Source organism: Advenella mimigardefordensis DPN7, assembly GCF_000521505.1.
Taxonomy (GTDB): Bacteria; Pseudomonadota; Gammaproteobacteria; order Burkholderiales; family Burkholderiaceae_B; genus Advenella; species Advenella mimigardefordensis.
On sequence record NZ_CP003915.1, the window covers coordinates 1,280,953 to 1,305,267 of the forward strand.

Annotated in this window: 24 protein-coding genes and 1 tRNA gene; 11 read left to right on the top strand and 14 right to left on the bottom strand. The window is 54.9% G+C overall.

Annotated features, from left to right (window positions below):
• Window positions 1-336 precede the first annotated feature (336 nt).
• Window positions 337-1,188: an alpha/beta fold hydrolase gene (locus tag MIM_RS06005; protein ID WP_025371858.1), complete on the top strand. Its 852-nt coding sequence runs from the start codon at window positions 337-339 to the stop codon at window positions 1,186-1,188.
• A 64-nt stretch (window positions 1,189-1,252) separates the two neighbouring features.
• Here the strand turns inward: MIM_RS06005 and MIM_RS06010 are convergent, their stop codons facing one another.
• From MIM_RS06010 to cyoA, 8 genes are all read right to left on the bottom strand, one after another.
• Window positions 1,253-2,218 carry a glycosyltransferase family 9 protein gene (locus MIM_RS06010; RefSeq protein WP_025371859.1) on the bottom strand — a complete coding sequence of 322 codons (966 nt, stop codon included), beginning with the start codon at window positions 2,216-2,218 and terminating at the stop codon, window positions 1,253-1,255.
• Between the two features lie 217 nt (window positions 2,219-2,435).
• Window positions 2,436-2,984, bottom strand: coding sequence for a response regulator transcription factor (locus tag MIM_RS06015; protein WP_025371860.1), 549 nt, complete (start codon window positions 2,982-2,984; stop codon window positions 2,436-2,438).
• On the bottom strand, window positions 2,981-4,330 hold the full coding sequence (locus MIM_RS06020; RefSeq protein WP_025371861.1) for an ATP-binding protein: 1,350 nt from the start codon (window positions 4,328-4,330) through the stop codon (window positions 2,981-2,983). The genes MIM_RS06015 and MIM_RS06020 overlap by 4 nt, the downstream gene beginning before the upstream one ends.
• Window positions 4,331-4,378: 48 nt before the next feature.
• Window positions 4,379-5,188, bottom strand: a complete 810-nt coding sequence (locus MIM_RS06025) for an SURF1 family protein (protein WP_025371862.1) — start codon at window positions 5,186-5,188, stop codon at window positions 4,379-4,381.
• A 141-nt stretch (window positions 5,189-5,329) separates the two neighbouring features.
• On the bottom strand, window positions 5,330-5,731 hold the full coding sequence (gene cyoD / locus MIM_RS06030) for a cytochrome o ubiquinol oxidase subunit IV (protein WP_025371863.1): 402 nt from the start codon (window positions 5,729-5,731) through the stop codon (window positions 5,330-5,332).
• Window positions 5,728-6,366: a cytochrome o ubiquinol oxidase subunit III gene (gene cyoC / locus MIM_RS06035; protein WP_025371864.1), complete on the bottom strand. Its 639-nt coding sequence runs from the start codon at window positions 6,364-6,366 to the stop codon at window positions 5,728-5,730. Before cyoC ends, cyoD begins: the two co-directional genes overlap by 4 nt.
• Complete coding sequence (cyoB, locus tag MIM_RS06040; RefSeq protein ID WP_025371865.1) at window positions 6,359-8,350, bottom strand: cytochrome o ubiquinol oxidase subunit I; 1,992 nt, start codon at window positions 8,348-8,350, stop codon at window positions 6,359-6,361. Before cyoB ends, cyoC begins: the two co-directional genes overlap by 8 nt.
• A gap of 72 nt (window positions 8,351-8,422) precedes the next feature.
• Window positions 8,423-9,493, bottom strand: a complete 1,071-nt coding sequence (gene cyoA / locus MIM_RS06045) for a ubiquinol oxidase subunit II (RefSeq protein ID WP_025371866.1) — start codon at window positions 9,491-9,493, stop codon at window positions 8,423-8,425.
• 196 nt (window positions 9,494-9,689) lie between these two features.
• Between cyoA and MIM_RS06050 the strand changes: the two genes are divergently transcribed.
• Window positions 9,690-11,000, top strand: a complete 1,311-nt coding sequence (locus MIM_RS06050; protein ID WP_042070022.1) for an MFS transporter — start codon at window positions 9,690-9,692, stop codon at window positions 10,998-11,000.
• A gap of 292 nt (window positions 11,001-11,292) precedes the next feature.
• Window positions 11,293-11,451: a helix-turn-helix transcriptional regulator gene (locus MIM_RS22420; protein WP_084458929.1), complete on the top strand. Its 159-nt coding sequence runs from the start codon at window positions 11,293-11,295 to the stop codon at window positions 11,449-11,451.
• On the opposite strand, the gene MIM_RS06055 is transcribed toward MIM_RS22420, so the two are convergent.
• Entirely contained in the window at window positions 11,448-11,699 is a 252-nt protein-coding gene (locus tag MIM_RS06055; protein ID WP_025371868.1) for a type II toxin-antitoxin system Phd/YefM family antitoxin, read from the bottom strand. The two genes, MIM_RS22420 and MIM_RS06055, sit on opposite strands and share 4 nt — an antisense overlap.
• A gap of 230 nt (window positions 11,700-11,929) precedes the next feature.
• Here MIM_RS06055 and MIM_RS06060 point away from each other — a divergent pair, with 230 nt between their 5' ends.
• The gene (locus MIM_RS06060; protein ID WP_025371869.1) at window positions 11,930-12,688 is read left to right on the top strand and encodes a type IV toxin-antitoxin system AbiEi family antitoxin domain-containing protein; all 759 of its coding nucleotides are present in this window, start codon (window positions 11,930-11,932) and stop codon (window positions 12,686-12,688) included.
• The gene (locus MIM_RS06065) at window positions 12,681-13,604 is read left to right on the top strand and encodes a nucleotidyl transferase AbiEii/AbiGii toxin family protein (RefSeq protein WP_025371870.1); all 924 of its coding nucleotides are present in this window, start codon (window positions 12,681-12,683) and stop codon (window positions 13,602-13,604) included. The genes MIM_RS06060 and MIM_RS06065 overlap by 8 nt, the downstream gene beginning before the upstream one ends.
• 84 nt (window positions 13,605-13,688) lie before the next feature.
• On the opposite strand, the gene MIM_RS06070 is transcribed toward MIM_RS06065, so the two are convergent.
• Window positions 13,689-13,764 (bottom strand) — tRNA-Gly (locus MIM_RS06070).
• A 300-nt stretch (window positions 13,765-14,064) separates the two neighbouring features.
• Between MIM_RS06070 and murB the strand changes: the two genes are divergently transcribed.
• Entirely contained in the window at window positions 14,065-15,078 is a 1,014-nt protein-coding gene (murB, locus tag MIM_RS06075) for a UDP-N-acetylmuramate dehydrogenase (RefSeq protein WP_025371871.1), read from the top strand.
• Window positions 15,079-15,278: 200 nt separating this feature from the next.
• Here the strand turns inward: murB and dapB are convergent, their stop codons facing one another.
• Window positions 15,279-16,070, bottom strand: coding sequence for a 4-hydroxy-tetrahydrodipicolinate reductase (gene dapB, locus MIM_RS06080; protein ID WP_025371872.1), 792 nt, complete (start codon window positions 16,068-16,070; stop codon window positions 15,279-15,281).
• 137 nt (window positions 16,071-16,207) lie between these two features.
• Window positions 16,208-16,786: an outer membrane protein assembly factor BamE gene (locus MIM_RS06085; protein WP_025371873.1), complete on the bottom strand. Its 579-nt coding sequence runs from the start codon at window positions 16,784-16,786 to the stop codon at window positions 16,208-16,210.
• Between the two features lie 156 nt (window positions 16,787-16,942).
• Here MIM_RS06085 and fur point away from each other — a divergent pair, with 156 nt between their 5' ends.
• Entirely contained in the window at window positions 16,943-17,377 is a 435-nt protein-coding gene (gene fur, locus MIM_RS06090; protein ID WP_025371874.1) for a ferric iron uptake transcriptional regulator, read from the top strand.
• A gap of 266 nt (window positions 17,378-17,643) precedes the next feature.
• Here fur and recN read toward each other — a convergent pair whose 3' ends face one another.
• Entirely contained in the window at window positions 17,644-19,296 is a 1,653-nt protein-coding gene (gene recN / locus MIM_RS06095; protein WP_025371875.1) for a DNA repair protein RecN, read from the bottom strand.
• Window positions 19,297-19,357: 61 nt separating this feature from the next.
• A complete protein-coding gene (locus MIM_RS06100; protein WP_025371876.1) occupies window positions 19,358-20,245 on the bottom strand; it encodes an NAD kinase in 888 nt (295 codons plus the stop codon).
• Between the two features lie 163 nt (window positions 20,246-20,408).
• On the opposite strand from MIM_RS06100, the gene hrcA reads away from it, so the two are divergent.
• From hrcA to grpE, 4 genes are all read left to right on the top strand, one after another.
• Window positions 20,409-21,410 (top strand): heat-inducible transcriptional repressor HrcA, encoded by a 1,002-nt coding sequence (gene hrcA, locus MIM_RS06105; RefSeq protein ID WP_025371877.1) that lies wholly within the window; start codon window positions 20,409-20,411, stop codon window positions 21,408-21,410.
• A 219-nt stretch (window positions 21,411-21,629) separates the two neighbouring features.
• Entirely contained in the window at window positions 21,630-22,619 is a 990-nt protein-coding gene (hemH, locus tag MIM_RS06110; RefSeq protein WP_025371878.1) for a ferrochelatase, read from the top strand.
• Between the two features lie 96 nt (window positions 22,620-22,715).
• On the top strand, window positions 22,716-23,591 hold the full coding sequence (locus MIM_RS06115) for an MOSC domain-containing protein (RefSeq protein ID WP_025371879.1): 876 nt from the start codon (window positions 22,716-22,718) through the stop codon (window positions 23,589-23,591).
• Between the two features lie 142 nt (window positions 23,592-23,733).
• Entirely contained in the window at window positions 23,734-24,306 is a 573-nt protein-coding gene (grpE, locus tag MIM_RS06120) for a nucleotide exchange factor GrpE (RefSeq protein ID WP_025371880.1), read from the top strand.
• Window positions 24,307-24,315 lie beyond the last annotated feature (9 nt).

A 24,315-nucleotide genomic window follows, 5' to 3' on the forward strand; every position in this document is an offset into this window, starting at 1 on the left:
GATTTCACTAATCGTCTCGGTATTGTGCATGGTGGTCTCGACAACATCGACTTTTCATTGTTGGAATGGTACTAACCATTGAAAACAGGAATGCCTGTACGCAGTGGATACCAAATTCATGTTTATATTAAAAGGTCAATAATATGGTTTATTGACATTAAATGGATTAGCGGTTAGGATGAGCGCGCGATGTATTAAAGGACAAGTATGCCATTGGTGATTGGCTTCCAGTGTTTCCTTTGATCAATTTATGTGCCGCAACTGCACGGGGCATCAAGCGGACCGGTACACGGCCACGATGAATCGATTTCAAACATAATAAACGGGAGAGCAGAGATGACAATGCGTTTTCGGGCCACGGCCCTTGCACTTGGCGTCATGGGAATGATTAGCACGGGAGCGGTGTATGCAGACGCGCCTGCGCTTAAGTCGGTGCACAATGGTGCTGCGACGATCAGTTATCGCGCCCAGGGAAACGGGCCGCTTGTTCTGCTGATTGCTTCTACCGGGCGGGGGACGCAGGAGTTTGGTCCGCTGGCTGAAAGGCTCGCGCAACGCGGTTACCGCGTGTTGCGACCGGAACCCCGTGGTATCGGGGGCAGTCACGGTCCCATGGACGGTGTGTCGTTTCATGATTTTGCCAACGACTTTGCGGCCGTCATCCGCAACGAAGGCAATAACGCCATTCTGGCGGGACACGCGTATGGCAATTGGATTGCCCGTACGATGGCTTCGGATCACCCGGAGCTGGCGCGCGGTGTCGTACTTGTCGCTGCTGGCGCCAAGACCTGGCCAAAGGAGCTGAGCGAGGCGATCACGATGATCAACGATCCTGCGTCCTCACGCGAGCAACGTCTTGATGGGTTGAAACTGGCTTTTTTTGCAGAGGGCAGCGACCCCGAGCCCTGGCTTGAAGGCTGGAATCAAGCGGTGACGCAAAGCCAGCGCGCGGCCCGCAAACTGACTAATCGGGATGACTGGTGGGCCGGTGGCAAAGCCCCCATGCTTGATTTGCAAGGCGGCGCTGATCCTTTTCGTCCGCAGGCTTCGCGTGACGAATTGAAGAACGAGTTCGGTGATCGGGTAACGGTCAAAGTGATCGACAACGCAAGTCACGCGTTGCCGGCAGAAAAGCCGGTTGAAACCGCTGATGCCATTGCAGATTGGGGCGATACATTAAAAGACTGACTGATACCGCCAGGTAGGTCAACGGTAAGGCTGATCGCCTGAATGACAGACGCTGCAATGATGATTATGCCTGCGGTGTCTCAGTCGCCACAGCCCCTCCGGGCTTCGGCGCAGCCGCCGCATTTGGCCTGTCACTGCGCGCTTCCTGTTTCTGCAACTGACGTAATGATCGCATCACTGCCGGGACAGTGACGGCAAAGCGCCAGTATTTGCGACGCCAGGCGCGTAGCGGCAACCACAAGTGAGGCACGATAACACCAGCGGCCCATTGAGGGCGCCAGCGCAGCATATTACGGGGCCGATGAGAAATAGTCACGGTGGGCACGCCAAGTGCCGAAGCCAGGTGGCCAATGCCTGAATCGTTGCCGATCATATATCCGGATTCATGAATAAATTCGCCCAGCGCCCGCAGTGATGCAAACTGGTTGACCGTGAACGGCTGCCCCTTTGCGGCAGCCTGCCATGCCGCTGCTTCGCGTTCTTCAACGACAAAGTGAACGTCATAGCCATCGCGAGACAAGCGTTGCGCCAGTTGAATAAACCTGGCATCAGACCAATAACGCTCGGCTGTCCCCGCTGTTGGATGAATCACAATACGCTTGCTGTTCTGCCGTCCGCGCTCCGGATGCAGGGGCATCAGCTCGCAGGCATCGGACCAGTCTTCAATACCATAAACCGCCAGGGCAAACTGGCGTAATTCATCCAGAAAAAGGGTGGAGCGTACAGGGTTCTGATGCAGCCAGATGGTCAACGATTGCAGTGGACGTGGGCAGTTGTGTGGATCAAGCATAAGGGGCTGATCCACATCCATCTGGAATATACTGTCAAATTCAGTGAGCGCCGCCAGGCCTTCAGAAGGGATAGGCCGGACCTCAAGCCCGGGCAACCACGCGGCCAGTGCATGCACCTGCCGTCCGAATACGGTGACACGGTGGCCTTTGCGCAGCAGATTGTGCGCCAGTGGGAGCAGTAACAGGGAATCGCCAAGCTTATTGGAAACCAGGAAAGCGATATGTTCGGAAGCGCTCATGAAAAATACGCAGTTGACGGAGGTTGTGATTATGATTGAAGCGCATCATATTGATAAATCAGGGAAAAAGCAACGCAGACGAGCGTGGAGCGAAAAATAATAGATGCCAGTTGTCGTTCTGGTGTTTGATGACAACTGTTATTGTGTTTTGCTGATGGACGTTAAATATCGTGGTCGCCGGCTGGCTTTTAATACGTCAATTGCGTCTGTAATGACGCTATTTCACTTGTTGTTTGTTCAGCTTGCGGGCAAGTGTGCGGCGGTGCATGCCCAGGCGGCGGGCTGTTTCTGAAATATTGAAGCCTGTTTCTGCGAGTGTTTCGTGGATGCGTTCCCATTCCAGCGTCTTGATGGACGACTGGCGTGCGGTAACCTTCACGTCGGTCACGCCGTCCGAACGTCCAAAGGCGGCTTCAATGTCATCTGTATTGGCCGGTTTGGCAAGATAATGGCATGCGCCCAGCTTGATGGCCTCAACAGCTGTGGCAATACTGGCAAATCCGGTCAGTACGACGATCAGCATGTCAGGATGATGGGCATGCAGCGTCTTCACGCAGTCCAGCCCGGAGCCATCCCCCTTCAGCTTCAGATCAACAACAGCATAGCCGGGTGTGCTGTGCTCCAGAACGGCAAGCAAGGATTCCTGACTGTTGGCAGTGACAACGTGATAACCTCGACGTTCCAGGGAGCGGCTGAGTGTGCGTGCGAACGCTGCATCGTCTTCCACGATGAGTAGCTCACCCTTAGTGATGTCTTCGGTCGTCAATGATCCTCTCCGTTTTCCAGTTTGATGGCTGATAGGGATAGTGACAGTGTAACTGATGCGCCGCCGGACAGCAGATTTTGTGCGGTAATACTGCCACCCAGGGTGCGGGCAACATTGACGCAGAGAAACAGACCAAGCCCGCCGCCGGGCTGGCCTTTGTTTGAATTGTAAGGCTGCCCTAAATGCGCCAGGATGTCCGGGGCAAATCCAGGACCGTCATCCATGACGGTCAGAATCAGATTATCTTCCTTACGAATCACTTCCACCCGCAGCCAGTCCGGAGAGGCTTCCAGTGCATTGTCCAGAATATTGCAAATGACCTGCTGCAAAGCAGAGTCTGAGACGATGCGCATATCCTGACCAAAATGGTTTTCATAAAGCATCTGCCTGGGCTGGCGAAGTGTCCGCCATTGTTCCAGTACCTGATCGAGAAACTTGTGCACGGTGGTTTCAGTTGGCGATTCACCGCGTGTTTTACCGGCAGAGACCAGAATGCCGGTAACGATCGCCTTGCAGCGCATGACCTGAGTCTGCATTTCATCGATTTCCTGCAGCAGTTCCGGACTCTTGGTAAAGGGTAGCATATGCTGCCAGTCGCCCAGAATGACCGCCATCGTAGATAGCGGTGTGCCCAGTTCGTGCGCAGCGCCGGATGCCAGCAGGCCCATGCGGACAATATGTTCTTCTTCTGCGGCAGCCTGGCGCATGGCGGCCAGGTGGGTATCGCGCATGCGCAGGTTACGGCTGATGCGTGTCATGAACACCATGATCAAAGCTGCATTGAGCGTGAAGCACAGTAGCATGCCCACGACGTACAGGCTGTTCAGACCCTGTTCATGGGCGGGTTGCAGAATCAGCGTTTGCTTTGACAGTGCAAGCCAGGCAAAGCAGGCGCTGGTAATGCCCACCATGATCCATGTGCTGCGCGGCGTGAGCAGAACCGCTGCCAGTGTCAGTTGTAGCAGGAACAGAAAAATAAACGGGTTGCTCGCACCGCCGCTATAGTGCAACTGGGCGGTGAGTATGCCCACATCGGCCAGCAGTGCGACAAAAAGCTGGGTGTTGCTGACGGGATTGCCCGCACGAAGGAACAGCATGCTGCCCACGTTGAACAGTACCAGCAGCAATACCAGGGCCAGCATGTGTTTGAGCGGAAGCTCAAGATCCAGCAGAAACTGCGCTACCAGAATGGTCATTACCTGACCCAGTACGGCAATCCAGCGTAACTGGATCAATTGCAGCATATTCTTGCGGCCGGTGGCATTGCCATCATCAAGGCCACCTAAATCCGTTGCCTGCAGAAATGTAGTCCGACTCAGGGTGGACTGGTTTTGAAAAGGGTCCAATTCAGATGCCTTGGGGTTGTCGCCAGGCCTATGCTGGAAAACGGCGAGTTATTTTTCCGGCTTGCGGATGCGAAACTCTTCGCGCCAAACATAGCACACGGCGAAGATGACCAGTATGGCCAGACCAAACCAGGTGATGGCATACATTAAATGATTATTATTGAATGATACTACCGTCAGGCCTCCCACAGGCAGATATTCATCTGCAATATGCAACTGACCCGAGGCGCTTGCGGCTGTCGCCTGCGCTGGTTCATTGCTATCGGATGGCGAAGTAGATGAAGTGCCGGGAAAAATGCGGGCGCCGGGACCATCGGCATCGACGAAATAGGGTGCCAGCTGACTTAACCCACGGCTTTGTCCAATTTGCTGCACGTCTCTGGAAAACCAGCGATCCTCTTGCGGACGATTGTCGCGCAGAAAGCCGCCACCAGGTTCGGTCAGGCGCATCAGGCCGGTCAGCGTGACTTTGCCGGCAGCCGGTTGACTGTGCTGCCAGGCGCCGCTCTTTTGCGCCTGAGGAACAAAGCCACGGTTGACCAGGACGGTACTCTGATCATCAAGCAGTAGAGGCGTCATAACCCAGTAACCGGTACCAAGAACGGTTGATGCCTGCACCAGCGCAGATTTTTCATAAAGATAGGTGCCGTGCAGCCTGATGCGGCGATATTCATCGCGGGACGCTGTAACGGTATTCCAGTCGCTGCGAGCCGGCGGTGCGACGGCCGGAGCATGAATACGCTGCGCCACTCGTTCTATCAGATCCAGTTTCCAGGCGCGTCGTTCCACTTGCCAGATACCAAGCGCACAAAAGCCGGCAAAAACCAGGGTGGCAATCAGTAGCCAGATGACAAGCACCCAGGTCCGTTTCGGACGAGGAGAATCAGGTTGGGGAAGGGGGGGAAGAGAAGGGGTGTTGACGGTAGTCTCCTGCCGGACCCCCAGGCGCTACCAAGTCGTTGTGACCGGTATGCCTGCGGGGTCCGCGGAAAGCGTGAATCAGAGCATGTCTTTCATGTCGTGAATCATATCGGGCATCATGTTGGTGTTCAGATGGTACATGACCCACAGCGAGCCGGCCAGTGCGATGACGACGATGATAAGCGTAAAGATCATGGCCAGCATGCTCCAGCCGCCTTCAGCGCGCGTGTTCATGTGCAGGAAGTACACAATATGCACACACATCTGTACGGCGCCCAGGCCCAGGATAACCAGGGCGGTAACACCGGATTTTTCGAACACGTTACCCATGACCAGCCAGAAAGGAATGATGGTCAGGATGACAGACAGGATGAAACCTGTCATGTAGCCGCGAAAGGTGCTTTCGGCGTGTCCGTCACCATCATGGTGATCGTCATGTGTGGTTGCGTGGTGATGCGTTGTATCGGAAGGTGAGGTCATGGCAGGACACCCATCAGGTAGACAAAGGTAAATACGGCGATCCAGATAACATCCAGAAAGTGCCAGAACATGGACAGACACATCAGGCGACGCCGGTTCTCAGGAATCAGGCCATGCTTTTTCAGTTGAAACAGCAGCGTGACCAGCCAGATGATCCCGAAGGTCACGTGCAGACCGTGTGTGCCCACCAGCGTAAAGAAGGAGGACAGGAATGCGCTGCGCTGAGGAACGGCATTGATATGGAACAGATGAGCAAATTCATATAGTTCCAATCCCAGGAAGGCGAGTCCGAAAAGGCCGGTAATACCCAGCCAGATCATGGCAGGACGCAGGCGATTGCGCTGGGCTTCCAGCATGCAGAACCCGTAGGTAATGGAAGAGAGCAACAGCATGGCTGTATTGACCGCCACCAGCGGCAGTTCAAACAGGTCTGCGCCGGATGGGCCTGCCGCATAATTGCGACCCACTACGCCATGCACGGCGAACAGGCAGGCAAAGATCAGGCAGTCGCTCATCAGGTAGATCCAGAACCCCAGTGAGGTACCGTTCTGCGGGTGGTGATCTTCTTTCAGGTAGAAATCAAGTGGCGCGTTGGCCGCGACTTCTCGGGGGGAAATGGCAGTAGTATCAGACATGGTTTGCAAGCAGGCGAGTGCGTTCGGCTTCGGTACGGGCAACATCTTCTGCACGAATGTAATAATCGCGCTTGTAGTTGAACGTATGGTAAATGGTACCGCCAATCATGGCGACAAAGGTTACGGCGCTGACAAGCCACATATGCCACACCAGCGCAAATCCCAGCAGTGTGCAAAGACCGGCGATGATGATGCCGGCGCCGGTATTGGCGGGCATATGGATCGGCAGGAAGCCGCTTTGCGGACGTTGTACCTTGTGCTGTTTCATCTGTGCCCAGGCATCGCTGTCATGTACTTGCGGGGTGAACGCGAAGTTATAGACAGGAGGAGGCGATGAAGTAGACCATTCCAGTGTGCGTCCATTCCATGGGTCGCCGGTCACGTCGCGCAGTGAATCACGCTTGATATAGCTGACAACCAGCTGGATCAGGAAGCAGGCAATGCCCAGCGCAATGATGAACGCGCCCACTGCAGCGATCTGGAACCAGATCTGCAGGGAATGATCTTCAAAGTGGCTCAGGCGACGGGTAACACCCATAAAGCCCAGTACGTACAGTGGCATGAAAGCCATGTAGAAGCCGATCAGCCAGCACCAGAACGAGCACTTGCCCCAGAATGGGTCCAGCTTGTAACCGAATGCTTTGGGGAACCAGTAAGTGATCGCGGCGAACAGGCCGAATAACACGCCACCGATAATCACGTTGTGAAAGTGTGCGATCAGGAAGAGACTGTTGTGCAGGACGAAATCGGCCGAAGGGATGGCAAGCATCACGCCTGTCATACCGCCGATAACGAAGGTTACCATGAAGCCAATGGTCCACATCATAGGGACATCGAAGCGGATTCGGCCGCGATACATGGTGAACAGCCAGTTGAAGAGCTTGGCGCCGGTAGGAATCGAAATGATCATTGTGGCAATACCGAAGAAGGAATTGACACTGGCACCCGAACCCATGGTGAAAAAGTGATGCAGCCAGACCAGGTACGACAGAATGGTGATGACGACAGACGCGTACACCATAGAAGCGTAGCCGAACAGGCGTTTGCCGCTATACGTGGACACAATTTCAGAGAAGACGCCGAACAATGGCAGAATCAGAATATAAACTTCAGGGTGGCCCCAAATCCAGATCAGATTCACGTACATCATGGGGTTGCCGCCCAGATCGTTCGTGAAAAAATTAGTGCCAACATAGCGATCCAGTGTGAGCAGGGCCAGAACGGCTGTCAGCACGGGGAACGATGCCACAATCAGGGCGTTGGTACACAGTGACGTCCAGGTGAACACCGGCATTTTCATCATGCCCATGCCGGGAGCCCGCATCTTGACGATGGTGACAATCAGGTTAATGCCCGATAGGGTTGTACCAACCCCCGCCACCTGCAAGGCCCATATATAGTAATCCATCCCGACACTGGGACTGTGCTGGATACCGGACAGTGGTGGATAGGCCAGCCAGCCAGTGGTGGAGAACTCACCAATGAACAGGGAAATCATCACCAGAATGGCGCCACCAGTGGTCATCCAGAAACTGAAGTTGTTCAGGAACGGAAAGGCGACATCCCGTGCACCGATCTGCAGCGGGACGATATAGTTCATCAGGCCCGTAACCAGTGGCATGGCGACGAAGAAGATCATGATCACGCCGTGGGCGGTGAAGATCTGGTCGTAATGGTGAGGTGGCAGGTAGCCAGTGGAATCGCCAAAAGCGATGGCCTGCTGGATCCGCATCATGATGGCATCGGAAAAGCCGCGCAACAGCATGATCAGACCAAGAATCATGTACATGATGCCAATCTTCTTATGGTCAATGCTGGTGAACCATTCCACCCAAAGGTAGCGCCACAGCTTGAAGTAGCTGATTGCGGCAAGCAAGGCGACACCGCCGATTAACACGACCGCGAAGGTGGCGATCAGGATAGGCTCGTGGAAGGGTATGGCGTCCCAACTGAGGCGACCGAAAATAAGGGAATTCAGATCCATGGGCTCAAATTATTGAAAATAGAGTGACGGCCAATACTATTGGCCGGGATAGTGCTTACTGAGGACATCGCCTCAGGGTGCAGCATTCATCAGTTTAAGCGAGGCAAAGGCGGGGTCTGTGGTCGTGCAAAAGGCACTCACATAGACCCGATGTTGCACGTTCTCCAGGCCGAGGTTGCTTCGGGTGGTTTGATCCAGTTCAGCCATATTGTACAAGCCAGGCACACCCATCCCCCCTTTCGCATCGATCGCCATTATGTCGCGCATGCACATGCGGTTGGGTTCGACGCAACGATTCAGGATAGCGTCATACAGACCGGATGCGACGCTGGAGTAATGTCGTACCGGTTCACGCTCGCTGGGCGCTTCCAGTTGCAGATAGGCTACTCGACTCAACTCAGTCGGGCTTTGCTTGACTGTTTTTACCCATGCATCGAAGGCTTCTGTATTCAGGCCATGGAATTTAAAGCGCATGCCAGAGAAACCGGCACCACTGTAATTAGAGGAAAAACCGTCGTAGACGCCTTCCTTATTGATGATTGCATGCAGTTGTGTTTCCATGCCGGCCATGGTGTAGATCTGACCTGCGAGCGCTGGAATAAAGAAGGAATTCATGACGCTGGATGATGTCAGCCGGAACGCAATCGGGCGGTCCACTGGCGCCGCCAGTTCATTGACAGTTGCAATACCGTACTCGGGGTAGAAAAACAGCCATTTCCAGTCCAGCGCGACGACTTCTACCGTTAACGGCTTAACGTTAGCTGGCAGCGCACGTTGTGCGTCAATACGTTCAAGTGGACGATAGGGGTCCAGTTTATGCGTGCTGACCCAGGTGACGGCACCCAGTGCAATGATAATAAGCAGGGGAACCAGCCAGATGACCAGTTCGATGAGCGTAGAATGATTCCATTCCGGCGCATAGGTTGCCTTGGTGTTAGATGCGCGATAACGCCACGCAAAGAACAATGTAAGGAAAATGACCGGCAGGATCACAATCAGCATTAATGCAACTGAAATATAGATCAGGTTGCGCTGCTGTAGCGCTATATCGCCGGAAGGTGAGAGCAGAACTGCGTTGCACCCCGCAAGAACGGGGACAATTGCCAATAGGGCCAGGAGTCGAAATGTTTTGGATTGAAGCATGCCAAAAAGTAGCCAGCGTGGAACCGTGGAAAAAATATAGCATATACTTAAACCGTTCCCATTAGGAATTGGACGTTTTGTCCTATGGTGTAAATGCGCGGCAGATGCGATCCTTCGTCTTTAGCTCATATTAACTGAAATTGAACTTATGATGTCAAGCGTTGACCAGATAAACACGGAACCCTCCTCGCGTACGATGGAAAGTGATGCCAGAGAGCAAACGACCGGCCACGGCCATGGTCCGGTTGCTGCCGGCGAAATAGCCATTGGTGTCGTCATTGGTCGTGCCTCCGAGTATTTTGACTTCTTTGTATACGGTCTGGCATCAGTGCTCGTCTTTCCAGCACTGTTCTTTCCGTTTGTCGACACGCTGACCGGAACGCTTTATTCGTTCACCATTTTTGCCGCAGCCTTCATTACCCGTCCTTTCGGCACGGCCCTGTTCATGGGTATTCAGAAGCGCTGGGGGCGGGGAACCAAGCTGACGCTGGCACTCTTTCTGCTTGGTACGGCAACGGCGGGCATTGCATTTTTGCCAACCTACGAATCGCAGGGCGCACTGTCTATTATCCTGTTGATCGTGTTCAGAAGTCTGCAGGGCGTGGCTTTTGGTGGTTCATGGGATGGCCTGCCATCGCTGCTGGCGCTGAACGCACCTAAGGAGCGCCGGGGCTGGTATGCCATGCTTGGCCAGTTAGGCGCACCTGTGGGCTTTTTGGTGGCGAGTGCCCTGTTCCTGTTCCTGCATTCCACCCTGGCAGTCGAAGACTTCCTGGGCTGGGGCTGGCGTTATCCGTTTTTCGTGGCCTTCGCCATTAACGTAGTAGCGTTGTTTGCGCGCTTGCGACTGGTGCTGACTGAAGAATACACAAAATTGCTGGAAGAGGGCGAGCTGGAACCGATTCCCGTCAGGGAAATGCTCGCGGGGCAGGGATACAATCTGTTCATCGGCGCGTTTGCTGCACTCGCAAGCTATGCCTTATTCCATATTGTTACCATTTTCCCGCTCTCCTGGATTACGCTGACTGCCACGCAGTCTATCAATGAGGTGCTGGTGATTCAGGTGATCGGTGCATTTGTCGCCATGGCTGGTACCATTGTGTCGGGCGTGATCGCCGATCGCATCGGGCGCCGTACCACACTCACGGCTCTGGCCCTTCTCATCGCGATTTTTGCGTGTTTTGCGCCGGTGCTGTTACATGGCAGTACGACGGGGCAGGATGCGTTTATCCTGATCGGCTTTGCCTTGCTTGGTTTGTCTTATGGTCAGTCGTCCGGAACGGTCACGGCCAATTTCTCCTCACGTTTCCGTTACACCGGGGCAGCGTTAACGTCAGACCTGGCGTGGTTGCTGGGCGCAGCCTTCGCACCGCTGGTGGCGCTGGGCCTATCCATGGAGTTCGGTCTGGTTGCGGTTAGTCTCTACCTGCTGTCCGGCGCTGCCGGTACGATTCTGGCATTGTGGATCAATCGCAAGCTGAAGCCGCTGACACTGCGCAGGCACTGATAAGTGTGGTTTTTGTGATGGCAGGGGAAGCGTGCTTTCCTGCTAAATATGGAAGCTAAACGGAAAAAGCCCGAACTTTGGTTCGGGCTTTTTCCATTCTGGTCTGGAGAAATAAGGCTCGCGTTGGGCTTTGGGTAATTGTTGGACCTCACTGTGGCTTTCGCTCAAACGGCTCTTTATTAAAGTAGTTGTTGTATCTGATGGGCTATAAATTGACTCGTTATTGAATGATTTGACGCTCTTGGGCTACATTATTAGGCATAAGCCTTAACTTTGATGCCCAGAGGATATAGTGACAACATTAGCAGGTGTCGCAGATGTGCTGCGTAGCGTCCGTAAGGAAGCGGGATTGAGTCAGGAGGCGCTGGCCCGGCGTGCTGGCGTTTCGCGTACAACGGTTGCCAGTGTATTTACCGGTAGCGAGTTCCTGGGTTTAGTTTGTTCAATTTAATGCTCGTCGGCCATAAGCTGTTTTAGTCGCTCTTCCGTCAAACCTCTGGATCGTGCCTCTTTAGCACTTTGCGTTAAGGTGCGTTGTAGTCGATCTGCAAAGAATACGCGCATTGCTTGGTAGTCCTGCCCAGATGCCATAACGCCGAGGACGCTGTTGTGCCTTGTTATCAGGATCGGTTCGCGTTGTACTTGGTCAATCAGTTCATCAAACTGTGTTTTTGCTTCATTGACCGTAAATGTTTGCATATTGAACTCCATATCCCAATCTACCAAACCGATTTATATCAAATTATTCGACTCGCAAGGATCTTGTTGACTTAGAAAAAGATCAGTGCCTTGCCACTCGCTTGTTCCTGCTATTCAATTTCACGGGATAAGTTTAGATTTTGTCGTTAAATTCTACTATGAGGTGAATTTCATATAACGATCTATCAATATCACTGGATGATGATTAGATTTTGACGTATATTTCGTATATGAGTGAACATTCAAGACATCAAATAATCAAGCGTCTGCAGGCGGAACTTCCCAGGGGAGCGCCGTTCGATCTCGCAACGCTTGAACCCTTCAACGTGTCTCCCAAACTGGCAGCCCGCTACGCCGAGAGCGGTTGGCTGGTGCGCCTGGGGCACGGCGTCTATGCCTATCCCAACGACAACTTTGATGTTAGCGGAGCACTACTGCTCCTGCAAGAGCGGGTTGCCGGGTTGCACGTTGGTGGCAAAAGCGCCCTGGCGCTGCAAGGGGTTCGGCACAATCTTGCTTTCAGGGAAACGTTGGTGCTCTGGGGCGAGGCTCGCTTTGTGTTGCCTGTTTGGTTCACCACTCGGTTTCCAGCGCGTTACGTCAATGCAAGGCTATTTGACTGGCCCGATGATGACCTCGCCAGCAAGACGCTGCACACGCCCCCCGGGCAGCCCTCTGGGCTGCGGGTGGCTGTACCCGAGCGTGCCGTTCTGGAACTGCTCTACGATACCGGGACGCGGGAAAGCCTCGACGAATCCCGCAATCTGTTTGACGGCTTGCGCTCACCTCGCCAGGATATGTTTGGACGGCTGCTGGCTTCCTGCACTAGCGTCAAGACCGTGCGCCTGTTCCTGACCTGGGCGCGGGAAACCGGCCTCATCGACACCGATGAGCTGCTCGAGCATTACCCGATCCGCTACGGCAGCGACAGTCGCTGGATAACCCGGCTGGACGATGGAACCCTTTTAAGCCTGAAGCCTCATGGATAAATACTACGCCAATACCGTTCGCCTGTTGCTGAACATCGCGCCCGACGTGTTTGAGAACGACATCTTCGCCATGAAAGGAGGCACGGCTATCAATCTGTTCTTGCGGGACATGCCCCGTTTGTCAGTGGATATGGATGTGGTTTACTGCCTCTGGCAGACACCACGCGACGAGGCATTGCAGGCTATCAATCAGGAGTTGGCGGCTATCGCCAGGCGCGTCGAACGCCTTGGCCTACAGACACGGCTGATCCGCAGCAAGGAACTTGGTGACACCAAGTTGATCGTCGAGAGCGAGACTAGCCAGGTCAAGGTTGAGGTCAATGTCGTATTCCGTGGTACGGTGTTGCCCATCGAGCGCAGGCCCTTGTGTGTCCGTACTGGCGATTTGTTCGGGGTTGAATTCGCGGCGCCGATTCTCGCTCCGGACGAACTCTACGCAGGCAAGCTGGTTGCTGCTCTGGATCGCCAGCATCCGAGGGATCTGTTCGACGTTTGGCAGTTGTTCCAGGCCGGAGGTCTGACTGATGCTATGGTCGAGTGCTTCGTAATCTATCTAGCAGGGCACAACCGGCCCACTCATGAGGTGCTGTTTGGGAACGACAAGGACATCACCGCCGAATATGAGCGTGCTTTCGTGGGCATGACTGAAGTGGTTTGTCCGCTTGAGGTTTTGGTCGGGGCTCGTACTCAACTACGCCAGGAACTGTCGCGTAGGTTGAGTGTCGCCCACCAGCAGTTCCTGAGCGGACTGGCCCGCGCCCAACCCGACTGGTCATTGTTGGGATGTTCGCATGCCGACCAATTGCCGGCTTTGCGCTGGAAGCTCGCCAACCTCGCAACCTTCCAGAAGCGCCGCCCACGCGACTTCGCCGCGCAGGCTGATGCGCTTGATTCCAGACTGTTTTTCGCGCGCTGAGTAATGCTCAGCGCTGTCGAGCCATACCAGTTCACCACAGAACGCAAAAAAGCCCAAACCGAAGTTTGGGCTTTCTTTAGAATTTGGAGCGGGAAACGAGGCTCGAACTCGCGACCTCAACCTTGGCAAGGTTGCGCTCTACCAACTGAGCTATTCCCGCATTTTCAGCTAAAAAATCACTTTGCATTTATCCGAATAGTGTTTAGTTATTCTGTAACTGCATTTGCAATCTCGATCAGCTAAGCCATAAATTATATACAAGCTATTTGAGATTTGCAACAATTTTTTTGCTGCGTTCTTCAAAAATTCGATTCTGTGTTGTTTATGCATCACCGGGATGACTCCATCGCCATAACGGAACAGCCGCTGCTGCCACATGAATCTCTTTGCGAAGAGGCGAAACTATAGCAGTAAATTAATTATAATGTCAAATTAATTTCACACTAGCGGATGCTTTTTTATGCGGGATGACACAAGCCAGGATCTTACGGGCCTCAATACACTGGGGCTGGTCTCGCATGCCGCCCATTATTTTCGCCTCGACAGCGAACGGCAATTGCCTGCAATCACGCAATGGCAGCAGAGGGCAGGTGTCCCAATCTATGTGCTGGGCGGTGGCAGCAACCTGATACTGCGCGAGCACCTGTCGCGACCTGTCTTGCATAATGTACTGAAGGGAATCCGCTTGGTCGAGGAAACATCCGACGCTTTTATTGTAGAGGCAGCAGGCGGAGAGGTCTGGCACGACTTTGTTGGCGCGTGTATTCGCCATGGCTGGTACGGGCTGGAGAACCTTGCGTTGATTCCCGGTACAGTGGGGGCCTGTCCGGTACAGAATATCGGTGCCTATGGTGTCGAGGTCATGGATCGGATTGAGAGCGTACAAACCTGGGATCTGGCTCAGGGCCAGCCTCGCCTGTTCACCGCGCAGGAATGTGCGTTTTCCTATCGCGACAGTATTTTCAAGAAACCGCTGGGGCAGGGCTATCTGATTACGGCGGTTCGTTTTCGGCTGCCCAAACAGTGGGTGCCGGTCACGAGCTATCCCGATCTGAAAAATGATCCTGAGCTTGCCCAGGGCGCCACGCCACAAAAGATTTTTGATGCAGTGTGCAGGATTCGTCAGGCCAAATTACCAGACCCGGCCAAAATTGGTAACGCCGGTTCTTTTTTTAAGAATCCGATTGTGTCTGCTGCAAAGTTATCACAATTGAAAACAGACTATCCGGCGCTCGTATCGTATCTACAAGCCGACGGTAGCTACAAGCTGGCCGCCGGCTGGATGATTGAACAAAGCGGCTGGAAGGGGCGCTCGCTTGGGCCTGTTGGTATGCATCAACGCCAGGCGCTGGTGCTTGTTAATCACGGCGGTGCCACGGCAGCAGATGTATTGGCCCTGGCAGATGCGGTCGTTGCGTCAGTGCGGCAGAAATTCGATGTGACGCTTGAGCGTGAGCCGGTGCTTTTCGACTAATCCGGTGGGAGCGCAGTTCACTTCGCTGGTTTCCTTTGCTGGCTATCATCACGACTGCCATTACGGTTGCTGTCGGAGTGCTTCGTCGCCAGCCGTTTCATTCGTACGGCAATATCACAGATGCAAAAACGGCTGCCTGATGGCAGCCGCTACTTTAGCATCAATGATATATCGCCAGTGACCCTGGCCTTGATTGGCCCCTAGCCGCCAATCACATCCTGCATGGAAAACAGGCCGGCTGATTTATCCTGCAAAAATAAAGCTGCCCGGACACTGCCCTGAGCATAGGTGCTGCGGCTGGCGGACTTGTGTGTAATCTCGATGCGCTCGCCGGTTCCCAGAAACATCACGGTATGATCGCCAATAACATCGCCGCCACGTGCGACAGAAAAGCCGATCTGGCCGTCCTTGCGTGCACCGGTATGGCCGTGCCGGCTCCAGTCTGCAATGTCTTCCAGTTTTTTACCCCAGGCGTTGGCAACGGTTTCGCCCATGATCAGTGCCGTGCCGGAAGGCGCATCTACCTTATGTTTATGATGTGCCTCGAATACTTCTACGTCATACCCACTGTTGAGCATCTTTGCGGCCAGTTCAAGTAGTCGCAGCGTGGCGTTAACGCCAACACTCATGTTCGGTGCAAAGACAATGGCAATGTGCCCGGCAGCTGATGCGATCGCTGCCTGGCCTGCGGCGTCGAAACCCGTCGTGCCGATGACCATTTTGACATTGTGTTCTACGCAAGCCTGCACATGTGCCAGTGTGCCTTCAGGGCGCGTGAAGTCTATCAGGCAATCGCAGTCTTTGAGTGCCGTCAGGTCGCTGCCCAGTTGCACGCCGGTATTTTTGCCCAGGAAGGCACCTGCATCTTCACCAAGATGGCTGCTGCTGGCATGATCCAGTGCAACGGCAAGCGTGAGTTCGGGGTGTGCCAGAACAGCTTCGATTAGCATGCGGCCCATACGACCGCTGGCTCCGGAAATGGCAATACGCATGATGGGATATTTTCCTGAAGAAGGGTGCAGGCCGATGTGGGCATGCAAATGAAAAGGACTGAAACCGGCAATACTGCCGACGGCAACGAGTATCCTGCGCCCGAATCGCAGGCTCGGGCGCAGGATAGAATGCCGGATTACTGGGTGCGGGTTGCGCCGGGGGCCGGTTCGATGTTGATCTGATCATTGGATGGCGACGCAGCAGTTCCCTGCGTGCTGCCGTCATTCAATGGATAGGTAGTAACGCCGTTGCTGTCTGTGCCAGCCGGTGCGGCCTGCAAAGCATTTGGGTCCGTCACTTCGGTTTCGGGCGCTTTATCGCCTGGCCGGTACAGGCGTGCTTCCTGCTTGAAGGGCTGGAAAGAGGGCTGTTCATCGCCTTCCCAGCGGTCTACCCGGCCATTCACAAACCAGACTGAAAACTTGCGTTGTACGGGATCACCGTAGCCGGGTTTGAAATAATACGGATAATCCCAGCGATCGGGGTGGAATATGTCTTTGAGTGTTGGTGAGCCCAGTGCGTAGCGCACCTGATCCTCTGTCATGCCTTTTTGCAGGAGAGCGACATCTTCGGCGGTGATCCAGTTACCTTGCTGCACAGAAGGCCTGTATGGGAAACCCCATTCTCCTGAGGCGCAGCCACCCAGCACCGCAAGTGCTGTAATGGAGGCGACCAGACCATACCGGATACGGGGGAAAAGGCGTGTTTGGTTCATGACTTGGCGACGTTCCTGTATTTGGACTCGTAAAAGCGTTATGATAATAGTTCTGGGCAATCAATAGGATTGTTTAGCCAGGTAATCTCAAAAATTAGTCGGAAGCGTGTTTTCCGCAATATCTTTATCCACCTCCCATTTATCAGCGAGCGAGCCTTGAACGAATTACATGATCCCAGTGAATTGAAAAGCATGGGTCTCAAAGCCACTTTCCCCCGGCTCAAGATCCTGGATATCTTCCGCAAAGCAGAAATACGTCACCTGAGTGCCGAAGATGTCTACCGTCTGCTTATTTCTGAAAACGTTGATATCGGCCTTGCCACCGTATACCGGGTGCTCACGCAGTTCGAGCAGGCAGGCATCCTGTCCAGAAGCCAGTTTGACAATGGCAAGGCTGTCTACGAACTGGATGATGGCGATCATCACGACCACCTTGTGTGTTCTGTTTGCGGAAAAGTTGTTGAGTTTTCCGACCCTGAAATTGAAAAACGCCAGTCTAAAGTTGCCAAGGACAATAACTTTCTGCTGGAAAGCCATGCCATGGTTCTTTATGGCATTTGCGGTGATTGCGAAACCCGGCACCGTCGCTAGAGCGTCGACTCAGGGGTGGCAACGCGCCTTCCCTGCGACGTAACCTGGTTTATTTCAGATGGCATGACCCGTTGAATTCGGTATTGCCAAAAAAGGCAGATTGCGATCTGCCTTTTTTATGGTTCGATGATTTATCTCCCGGCGCTATACCACCCTGCGTTCTACCTTCCTTCGTTCTACCTTCCTTCGTTCTACCTTCCTTCGTTCTACCTTCCTTCGTTCTACGGCCTGGAGCGCCGGCGTGTTGCACTGTACGAGGGCAGTGCTCAGTCGCTGTGAGTCAGCATTTCACGGGCATGCTGGCGCGTGGTCTGGGTGATTTTGACGCCGCCGAGCATACGGGCCACTTCCTCGATGCGAGCCTGTTCATCCAGCAACTCAATGCGCGATACCGTCTCTTTTTTACCCTGTTTTTTCTGCACTTCGAAATGGTGATGTGCGCAGGCGGCTACCTGCGGTAGGTGTGTCACGCAAAGCACCTGGTGATGTCGCCCCAGATCGCGCAGCAGCTTGCCGACCACTTCGGCAACCGCGCCGCCAATGCCGGTATCCACTTCGTCGTAAATCAGGGTAGGTACCTGGTGTGCCCGGTTGGCCATGACCGACAGGGCCAGTGATATCCGGGCCAGTTCGCCGCCGGACGCGACTTTGGCCAGAGGGCGCGGTTCACTGCCGGTGTGGGCGGCAACGTTAAATTGCACATTGTCCATGCCCGACGCACCCGGTTCCGCCGGCTGTATGGTTATTTCAAATGTGCTGCCTTTCATGGCCAGGGTCTGCAGCGCTTTGCTGACTTCTTTGGACAAAGTGCTTGCCGTAGCCTGGCGCGCCCGGGTCAGTTTTTCAGCTGTATCGCGATACGCCGCTTCATGACGAGTGACCTGTTGTTCCAGTCCTGCCAGGTCTGATTCATTGTTCAGCGCTTCCAGGGCCTGAGTCAGTTCCTGCAGGCGATCGTATAGCATTTCAGGTTCGAGCCGGAATTTGCGGGCGGTTGCGAACATGGCGCTCATCCGTGTCTCGGTTTCCGCCAGGCGCTCCGGGTCCAGCTCGGCCTTGTCCAGATAGCTGGCAAGATCGGATGCGGCTTCCGTGGTCGCGATGCGCGCCGATTCAATGGCGTCGTACACGCCTTTCAAATGCTCATCGTTGCGCAGCAAGGGTTCGATGCGGTGCAGCGCTGCATTCAGTATTTCCAGTGCTGACGTCTGCTCGCCATCCAGCAGGTTGAGTGCGCCCGCCGCGCCTTCAAGCAGCGCAGACGCGTTGGCCAGCCGATTATAGTCAGCATTGACCGTCGCCCATTCGTCCTTGCCCGGATTGATCTGGCTGATTTCGTTCAGTTGCCACTCCAGCCGTTCCCGCTCTGCTTCTGCGTCACGCTGGCTGCTGCGTGCCCGCTCCAGTTTCTGCTGTGCCTGCTGCCACGCTGTCCAATGTGAGCGAACCTGGGCGGCCAGCGTTTCGTGCTGTCCATGAGCATCCAGCAGGATACGCTGTTCGTTGCGTTGCAGCAGCTTCTGGTGGGCGTGCTGGCCATGAATATCCAGCAGGTACGAGCCTACGGTCTTGAGCTGGGCGAGGGTGCCTGGTACGCCGTTGATAAATGCCCGGGATTTGCCGGCCCGGTCAATGACCCGGCGCAGCACCAGCTGATCGTCTTCCGGTTCCAGTTCCTGCTCTGCCAGCAGCGTACGCAGCGAGTCGGGAACATCGAAGATGGCGCTGATGTCGGCCTTGTCCGCGCCTTCGCGGATGGCGCCACTGTCGCCACGGGCACCCAGGGTGAGCGCGAGTGCATCGATAAGAATGGATTTGCCCGCACCGGTTTCCCCGGTAAAGACCGAGAAACCGGCGTCAAAGTGCAGTTCGGTTTGTTCAACAATGACAAAATCACGGATATGCAGGGAACGGAGCATGAATACGTACTTCTGTGATGAATGGGATTGCTGGGTGGTAAATCTGGGGGCCCGGCGGGTGCTAACTGGCGTCGGGCATGATGTTCCAGTGCAGCTTCTGGCGCAGGGTAGAGAAAAAGTTGTAGCCTTTGGGATGCAGAAAACGAATCTGGTGATCTGCCTTGGTTACAACAATTTTGTCGCCCAGTTGCAGATCGGACCAGGTTTGCATATCGAAATGCACGCTGGCGCCGGTTTCCACCCGACCCACTTCGCTTAGGGTCAGCGTGAGGGTGCCGGTATCGGGCACCGCAATTGGGCGGTTCGAGAGCGTTTGCGGGGCAACCGGAACCAGCAAAAATGCGTTGACTGCCGGGTGCAGGATCGGGCCGCTGGCGCTTAGCGAATAGGCGGTAGAACCGGTAGGGGTCGCAACGATCAGGCCGTCGGCCCGCTGGCGATACATGAGCGTTTCATTGTATTCCACACAGATCTCGATCATGCCGCCGCGGCTGGCCCGGTTCAGCACGACGTCATTCAGGGCCAGGGCACAGGTCAGGGTTTTATCGTCGCGTACAACCGAGGCCTGCAACAGCGTGCGGTGTTCGATATCGTACTGGCCATCAAGTACCGATTCGATGGCCTCGAAGGCATTTTGCACCGGGATGTCGGTGATAAAGCCGAGCCGCCCGTGGTTGATGCCCAGCAGGGGGACGTCATATTGGGCCAGTTGACGGCCAACGCCGAGCATGGTGCCATCGCCGCCCATGACAATCACCAGGTCAGCCTGGCTGCCGATTTCAGCGGTTGTGGCCGTGGGATACTCGGACACGCCGGTATTCTCGGACGTTTCCTTTTCAATCAGAACCTGTCGGCCAGCCGCGTGCAGCACCTCTGCCAGCGCACGCAACGGGGCATCAAGACCAGAGTCGTGATATCTGCCGACCAGCGCTATGGTTGAAAAATGCATAATGAAACCATATACAATAAACGAAACGACAATGAAAAATAACAGAAGTACCGAAAAGGAAACCTACGGCAACCGTCATAATACGTTATTCTACATTGACAGCAGGTTTAACAATTAACGTGCCCGTAAAATATCCCTTGGTACAAACCATAACAGACTCACAATGGATGATCGCGCAAACGCACTCTTGAAAGCTCTGATTGAGCGATATATTGATGACGGACAGCCGGTAGGCTCAAGAACACTGTCCAAGCTGTTCGAGCTGTCACCGGCCACCATTCGCAATGTAATGGCGGATCTGGAAGATCTGGGCCTGATTCACAGCCCGCATACCTCGGCTGGTCGGATCCCAACGCCCCGGGGATATCGCCTGTTTGTGGACAATCTGCTGGTGATCAAGCCGTATGAACTGGAAGAACCCTCAGAATTGCATGAAGTGTTTTCCAACACGGCGCCCAGCAAGGCGCTGAGCGTGGCGGCATCGCTGGTGTCCAATCTGACCCAGTTTGCCGGCGTGGTGCTTACTCCCAAGCGTTCCCAGGTATTTCGCCAGATTGAGTTTATCCGCCTGTCGCAGCGGCGTATTCTGCTCATAATCGTGACCCCCGATGGCGATGTGCAGAACCGAATTCTGTCGCCCGTGCACGATTACACCGAAGCCCAGCTCATTGAAGCTGCTAATTACTTCAACCATAATTTTGCCGGCAAATCATTCGAACAGGTGCGCGAGCAGATCGGCGCAGAGCTTAATCAGCTCAAAGAAGAAATTTCTTCATTAATGCAGGCTGCGGTGGACGCCGGTAATGACGACGATCAGGAGTCGTCCGTCGTTATATCCGGCGAGCGCCGGCTGCTGGAAATCAAGGATTTTGCCGCCGATATGGATCGCCTGCGCAAGATGTTCTCGCTGTTCGAGCAGAAAACCGATCTGATGCAACTGCTGGATGTGACCGATCGCTCGCAGGGTGTGAAAATCTACATTGGCGGTGATTCGCGCCTCGTGCCCATGGAAGACGTCTCGGTTATCACGGCGCCCTATGGCGTTGACGGGCAAATTGTAGGTACGCTTGGCGTGATCGGCCCAAGCCGCATGTCCTACAATCGCGTGATTCCTATCGTGGATCTGACCGCCAGGCTGTTGTCTAACGCGCTTAGTCATCAATAGCAGGGCTTGCGGATTCTGCCACAGCAGGCAGTACACGCCGGCCCATTGTGACAGTTGCGGGCGCCGTGCCCATGGCCAGCGCCCAATCCGGGTACAATCCTATCTCTATATTGCATTTGTAAAAGCTGCCATGCGGGGCGCTTTTTGTGAGTTGCCGCGCCGTCCGTGTCTGGCGGACAGTCAGGTGGACAGCATCTTATCCGCAATCTACAGGAAAGCATGAATACAGGAGTTGTACTGATCAACCTGGGCACCCCGGCCAGTCCCGATGCGGGTGCAATCCGGGCCTATCTGTCGGAGTTTCTGTCCGATCCGCGCGTGGTTGAAATCCCGCCTGCCCTCTGGAAGCCGATACTCAATCTCGCAGTCCTGCCTCTGCGGCCGTCCAAACTGGTGCCAAAATACCGGCAGATATGGATGGAAGAGGGGTCGCCGCTGCTTGTTTATGGCAGGCGCCTGGCCCAGGGTGTGCAGGCCCAGCTGGACCATGAGCAGGTTCCGGCCACCGTGGTGCTGGCCATGCGCTATGGCGAGCCCTCCATGCAGCAGGCGTTTGCCCAACTGCGTGACGCAGGCTGCGAACGCATTCTGGTTGTGCCTCTTTATCCGCAGTTTGCCGCCAGTACAACCGCTACCATTTTCGAACGAACACTGGCGCTGCATCGCGAGGCGCGTGATGTGCCTGAGTTGCGTTTCGTCAAGCGGTTTCATCAGTTGCCCGGTTATCTTGATACCCTGGCGCAAAATGTGCGCGAGTATTGGCGCGAGCACGGCAAGCCGCAGCAACTGTTGCTTAGCTTTCATGGTCTGCCCAAGCGCTCGGTGGAGCTGGGTGACCCTTATCTGAAGGATTGTACGGCCACTGCCGAGGCGCTGCAGTTGCGACTCGCTGCGGAAGAGGTGTCGATAGACATCGCTTTTCAAAGCCGCTTCGGCCGGGCAGAATGGCTCGGTCCTGCCACTTTGTCGGTGCTGCAGGCTTATCCGGGCGACAATATTCGTCACGTTGATGTGCTGTGCCCGGGTTTTGTGGCCGATTGCCTGGAAACGCTTGAGGAAATCAGCATTGAATGCGCGCGTGCCTTCAGTCAGGCCGGTGGTGAGCAGTTCCGTTACATTCCCTGCCTGAACGATCACCCTGACTGGATTCGCGCCATGGCAGGATTGGTTCGGCAACATCTCGCCGGCTGGCCCCAGCCGGACGCGTAAAGGTCTCTCAGGGTTTAAGTCCGCTCTGGTGCCTGGGTTCTGCTGCCTGGGTGCATGGGGGGCGGCAATACATGTCTACTTTTTTAGAGAATGGTTATGGCAGTCGTTATCCGTGGTCTTTTCGTTTACCCAATTAAGTCGTGCGCCGGCATTGCACTGGACCAGGCTTGTATCAGCGCGGCCGGTGTGAAATGGGATCGCCAGTTCATTCTGGTGGATGCGGCCGGCAATATGATGACCCAGCGCACCGTACCGCGCATGGTGCTGGTGCAACCTGCCTTGCAGCCTGAACTGGCGCAAATGGTGGTGCATGCACCTGGCGTGCCGGCGCTGACGGTTTCGCTCGCGGACGCATCACAGCAAGAGGCGCCGGTGTCGGTTAGGGTCTGGTCCGGCTTCCCGTTGGGTGCTGTGGTCAGCGAAGAGGCGGATCGCTGGTTCAGCGCGGTATTGGGCCAGCCTTGCCGCCTGTTACGCCTGCATGCCCGGTCGCAGCGTCGTGTTACCCCCGAATTTCCTGATAGCTGGCAGGCACGGCACCAGGATTGGCGGTCCCTGACAGCTCAGGACCAGACGTTCGGCTTTGCCGACGGGTTTCCTTTTTTAATTACCAATATCGCTTCGCTGGACGCACTCAACCACCAATTGGCGGCCAAAGACGTTGCGCCGGTGGGCATGATCCGCTTCCGACCCAATATTGTGCTCGAAGGCCTGCCTGAATACGAAGAGGACTATATTTTCGGCTTGCGCGCCGGCCAGCTGCATTTTGCGCTGGTCAAGCCGTGCCCGCGTTGCCCGATTCCCAATGTTGATCCGGCAACAGCGGCGGTGGCCGATGAGCCCGGTATCACCCTGATGCAGACCCGCAGCGCAGAACTGGGCGTGTTGTTTGGTGTGAACGCCGTGCTCACCGACAAGGTCAGTGATGTGCTGCATATCGGACAACAAGTAGAAGCCGAATACGATTTTTGATCGGCACGATCAGGCGGTCAATAGCGCGCTAGCGGGTAACCCTTTTCGGGGTTTCGCCTGGACGCCCCCGATATACCCTTGATTTTTTCGGTGCCGACCCCATTTTCGGGGATAACCATATTGATTTGACGCAGGAGTAAAAATGACACAGGAATTTGACCCCAATAAGAACCAGCCTCAGCAGGCAGAAAACGAAGAAAACCAGCAGGCCGACGCTACCGGAGCAGAACCGGACGAAGCCGGTGCAGTCATGGACGATCTGGAGGCGAAATACACCGAGCTGGAAACCAAAGTGAGCCAGTATCACGATCAGTTGCTGCGCGCGCATGCCGAAATGGAAAATGTGCGCCGCCGCGCCCAGGAAGATGTTTCCAAAGCACGTAAATTCGGCACCGAGTCCTTTGCTGAAAGCCTGGTTCCTGTACGCGACAGCCTGGAAGCGGCGCTGGCGCAGGAAAATCAGTCATTCGAATCACTCCGTGAAGGACTTGAAACCACCCTGCGTCAACTCGCTGCGGCCTTTGAGCGCAATAATCTCAAGGAAGTGGCGCCCGCCGCCGGCGACAAGTTCGATCCGCACGTACATCAGGCCATTTCTACTGTTCCGGCAGACGTGCCTTCCGGCACCGTGGCCAATACCCTGCAAAAAGGCTATACGATCGCCGATCGGGTCCTGCGTCCCGCACTGGTGACCGTTTCAGCAGGTCAGGGCTGACTATAATGC

What these genes read in the sequence shown, in the direction of transcription:
- MIM_RS06005 (WP_025371858.1), top strand. Translation starts at nt 337, where the DNA reads ATGACAATGCGTTTTCGGGCCACGGCCCTTGCACTTGGCGTCATGGGA.
- MIM_RS06010 (WP_025371859.1), bottom strand. Translation starts at nt 2,218, where the DNA reads ATGAGCGCTTCCGAACATATCGCTTTCCTGGTTTCCAATAAGCTTGGC.
- cyoD (WP_025371863.1), bottom strand. Translation starts at nt 5,731, where the DNA reads ATGACCTCACCTTCCGATACAACGCATCACCACGCAACCACACATGAC.
- cyoC (WP_025371864.1), bottom strand. Translation starts at nt 6,366, where the DNA reads ATGTCTGATACTACTGCCATTTCCCCCCGAGAAGTCGCGGCCAACGCG.
- cyoB (WP_025371865.1), bottom strand. Translation starts at nt 8,350, where the DNA reads ATGGATCTGAATTCCCTTATTTTCGGTCGCCTCAGTTGGGACGCCATA.
- cyoA (WP_025371866.1), bottom strand. Translation starts at nt 9,493, where the DNA reads ATGCTTCAATCCAAAACATTTCGACTCCTGGCCCTATTGGCAATTGTC.
- MIM_RS06050 (WP_042070022.1), top strand. Translation starts at nt 9,690, where the DNA reads ATGGAAAGTGATGCCAGAGAGCAAACGACCGGCCACGGCCATGGTCCG.
- MIM_RS06055 (WP_025371868.1), bottom strand. Translation starts at nt 11,699, where the DNA reads ATGCAAACATTTACGGTCAATGAAGCAAAAACACAGTTTGATGAACTG.
- MIM_RS06060 (WP_025371869.1), top strand. Translation starts at nt 11,930, where the DNA reads ATGAGTGAACATTCAAGACATCAAATAATCAAGCGTCTGCAGGCGGAA.
- MIM_RS06065 (WP_025371870.1), top strand. Translation starts at nt 12,681, where the DNA reads ATGGATAAATACTACGCCAATACCGTTCGCCTGTTGCTGAACATCGCG.
- murB (WP_025371871.1), top strand. Translation starts at nt 14,065, where the DNA reads ATGCGGGATGACACAAGCCAGGATCTTACGGGCCTCAATACACTGGGG.
- dapB (WP_025371872.1), bottom strand. Translation starts at nt 16,070, where the DNA reads ATGCGTATTGCCATTTCCGGAGCCAGCGGTCGTATGGGCCGCATGCTA.
- MIM_RS06085 (WP_025371873.1), bottom strand. Translation starts at nt 16,786, where the DNA reads ATGAACCAAACACGCCTTTTCCCCCGTATCCGGTATGGTCTGGTCGCC.
- recN (WP_025371875.1), bottom strand. Translation starts at nt 19,296, where the DNA reads ATGCTCCGTTCCCTGCATATCCGTGATTTTGTCATTGTTGAACAAACC.
- MIM_RS06100 (WP_025371876.1), bottom strand. Translation starts at nt 20,245, where the DNA reads ATGCATTTTTCAACCATAGCGCTGGTCGGCAGATATCACGACTCTGGT.
- hrcA (WP_025371877.1), top strand. Translation starts at nt 20,409, where the DNA reads ATGGATGATCGCGCAAACGCACTCTTGAAAGCTCTGATTGAGCGATAT.
- hemH (WP_025371878.1), top strand. Translation starts at nt 21,630, where the DNA reads ATGAATACAGGAGTTGTACTGATCAACCTGGGCACCCCGGCCAGTCCC.
- MIM_RS06115 (WP_025371879.1), top strand. Translation starts at nt 22,716, where the DNA reads ATGGCAGTCGTTATCCGTGGTCTTTTCGTTTACCCAATTAAGTCGTGC.
- grpE (WP_025371880.1), top strand. Translation starts at nt 23,734, where the DNA reads ATGACACAGGAATTTGACCCCAATAAGAACCAGCCTCAGCAGGCAGAA.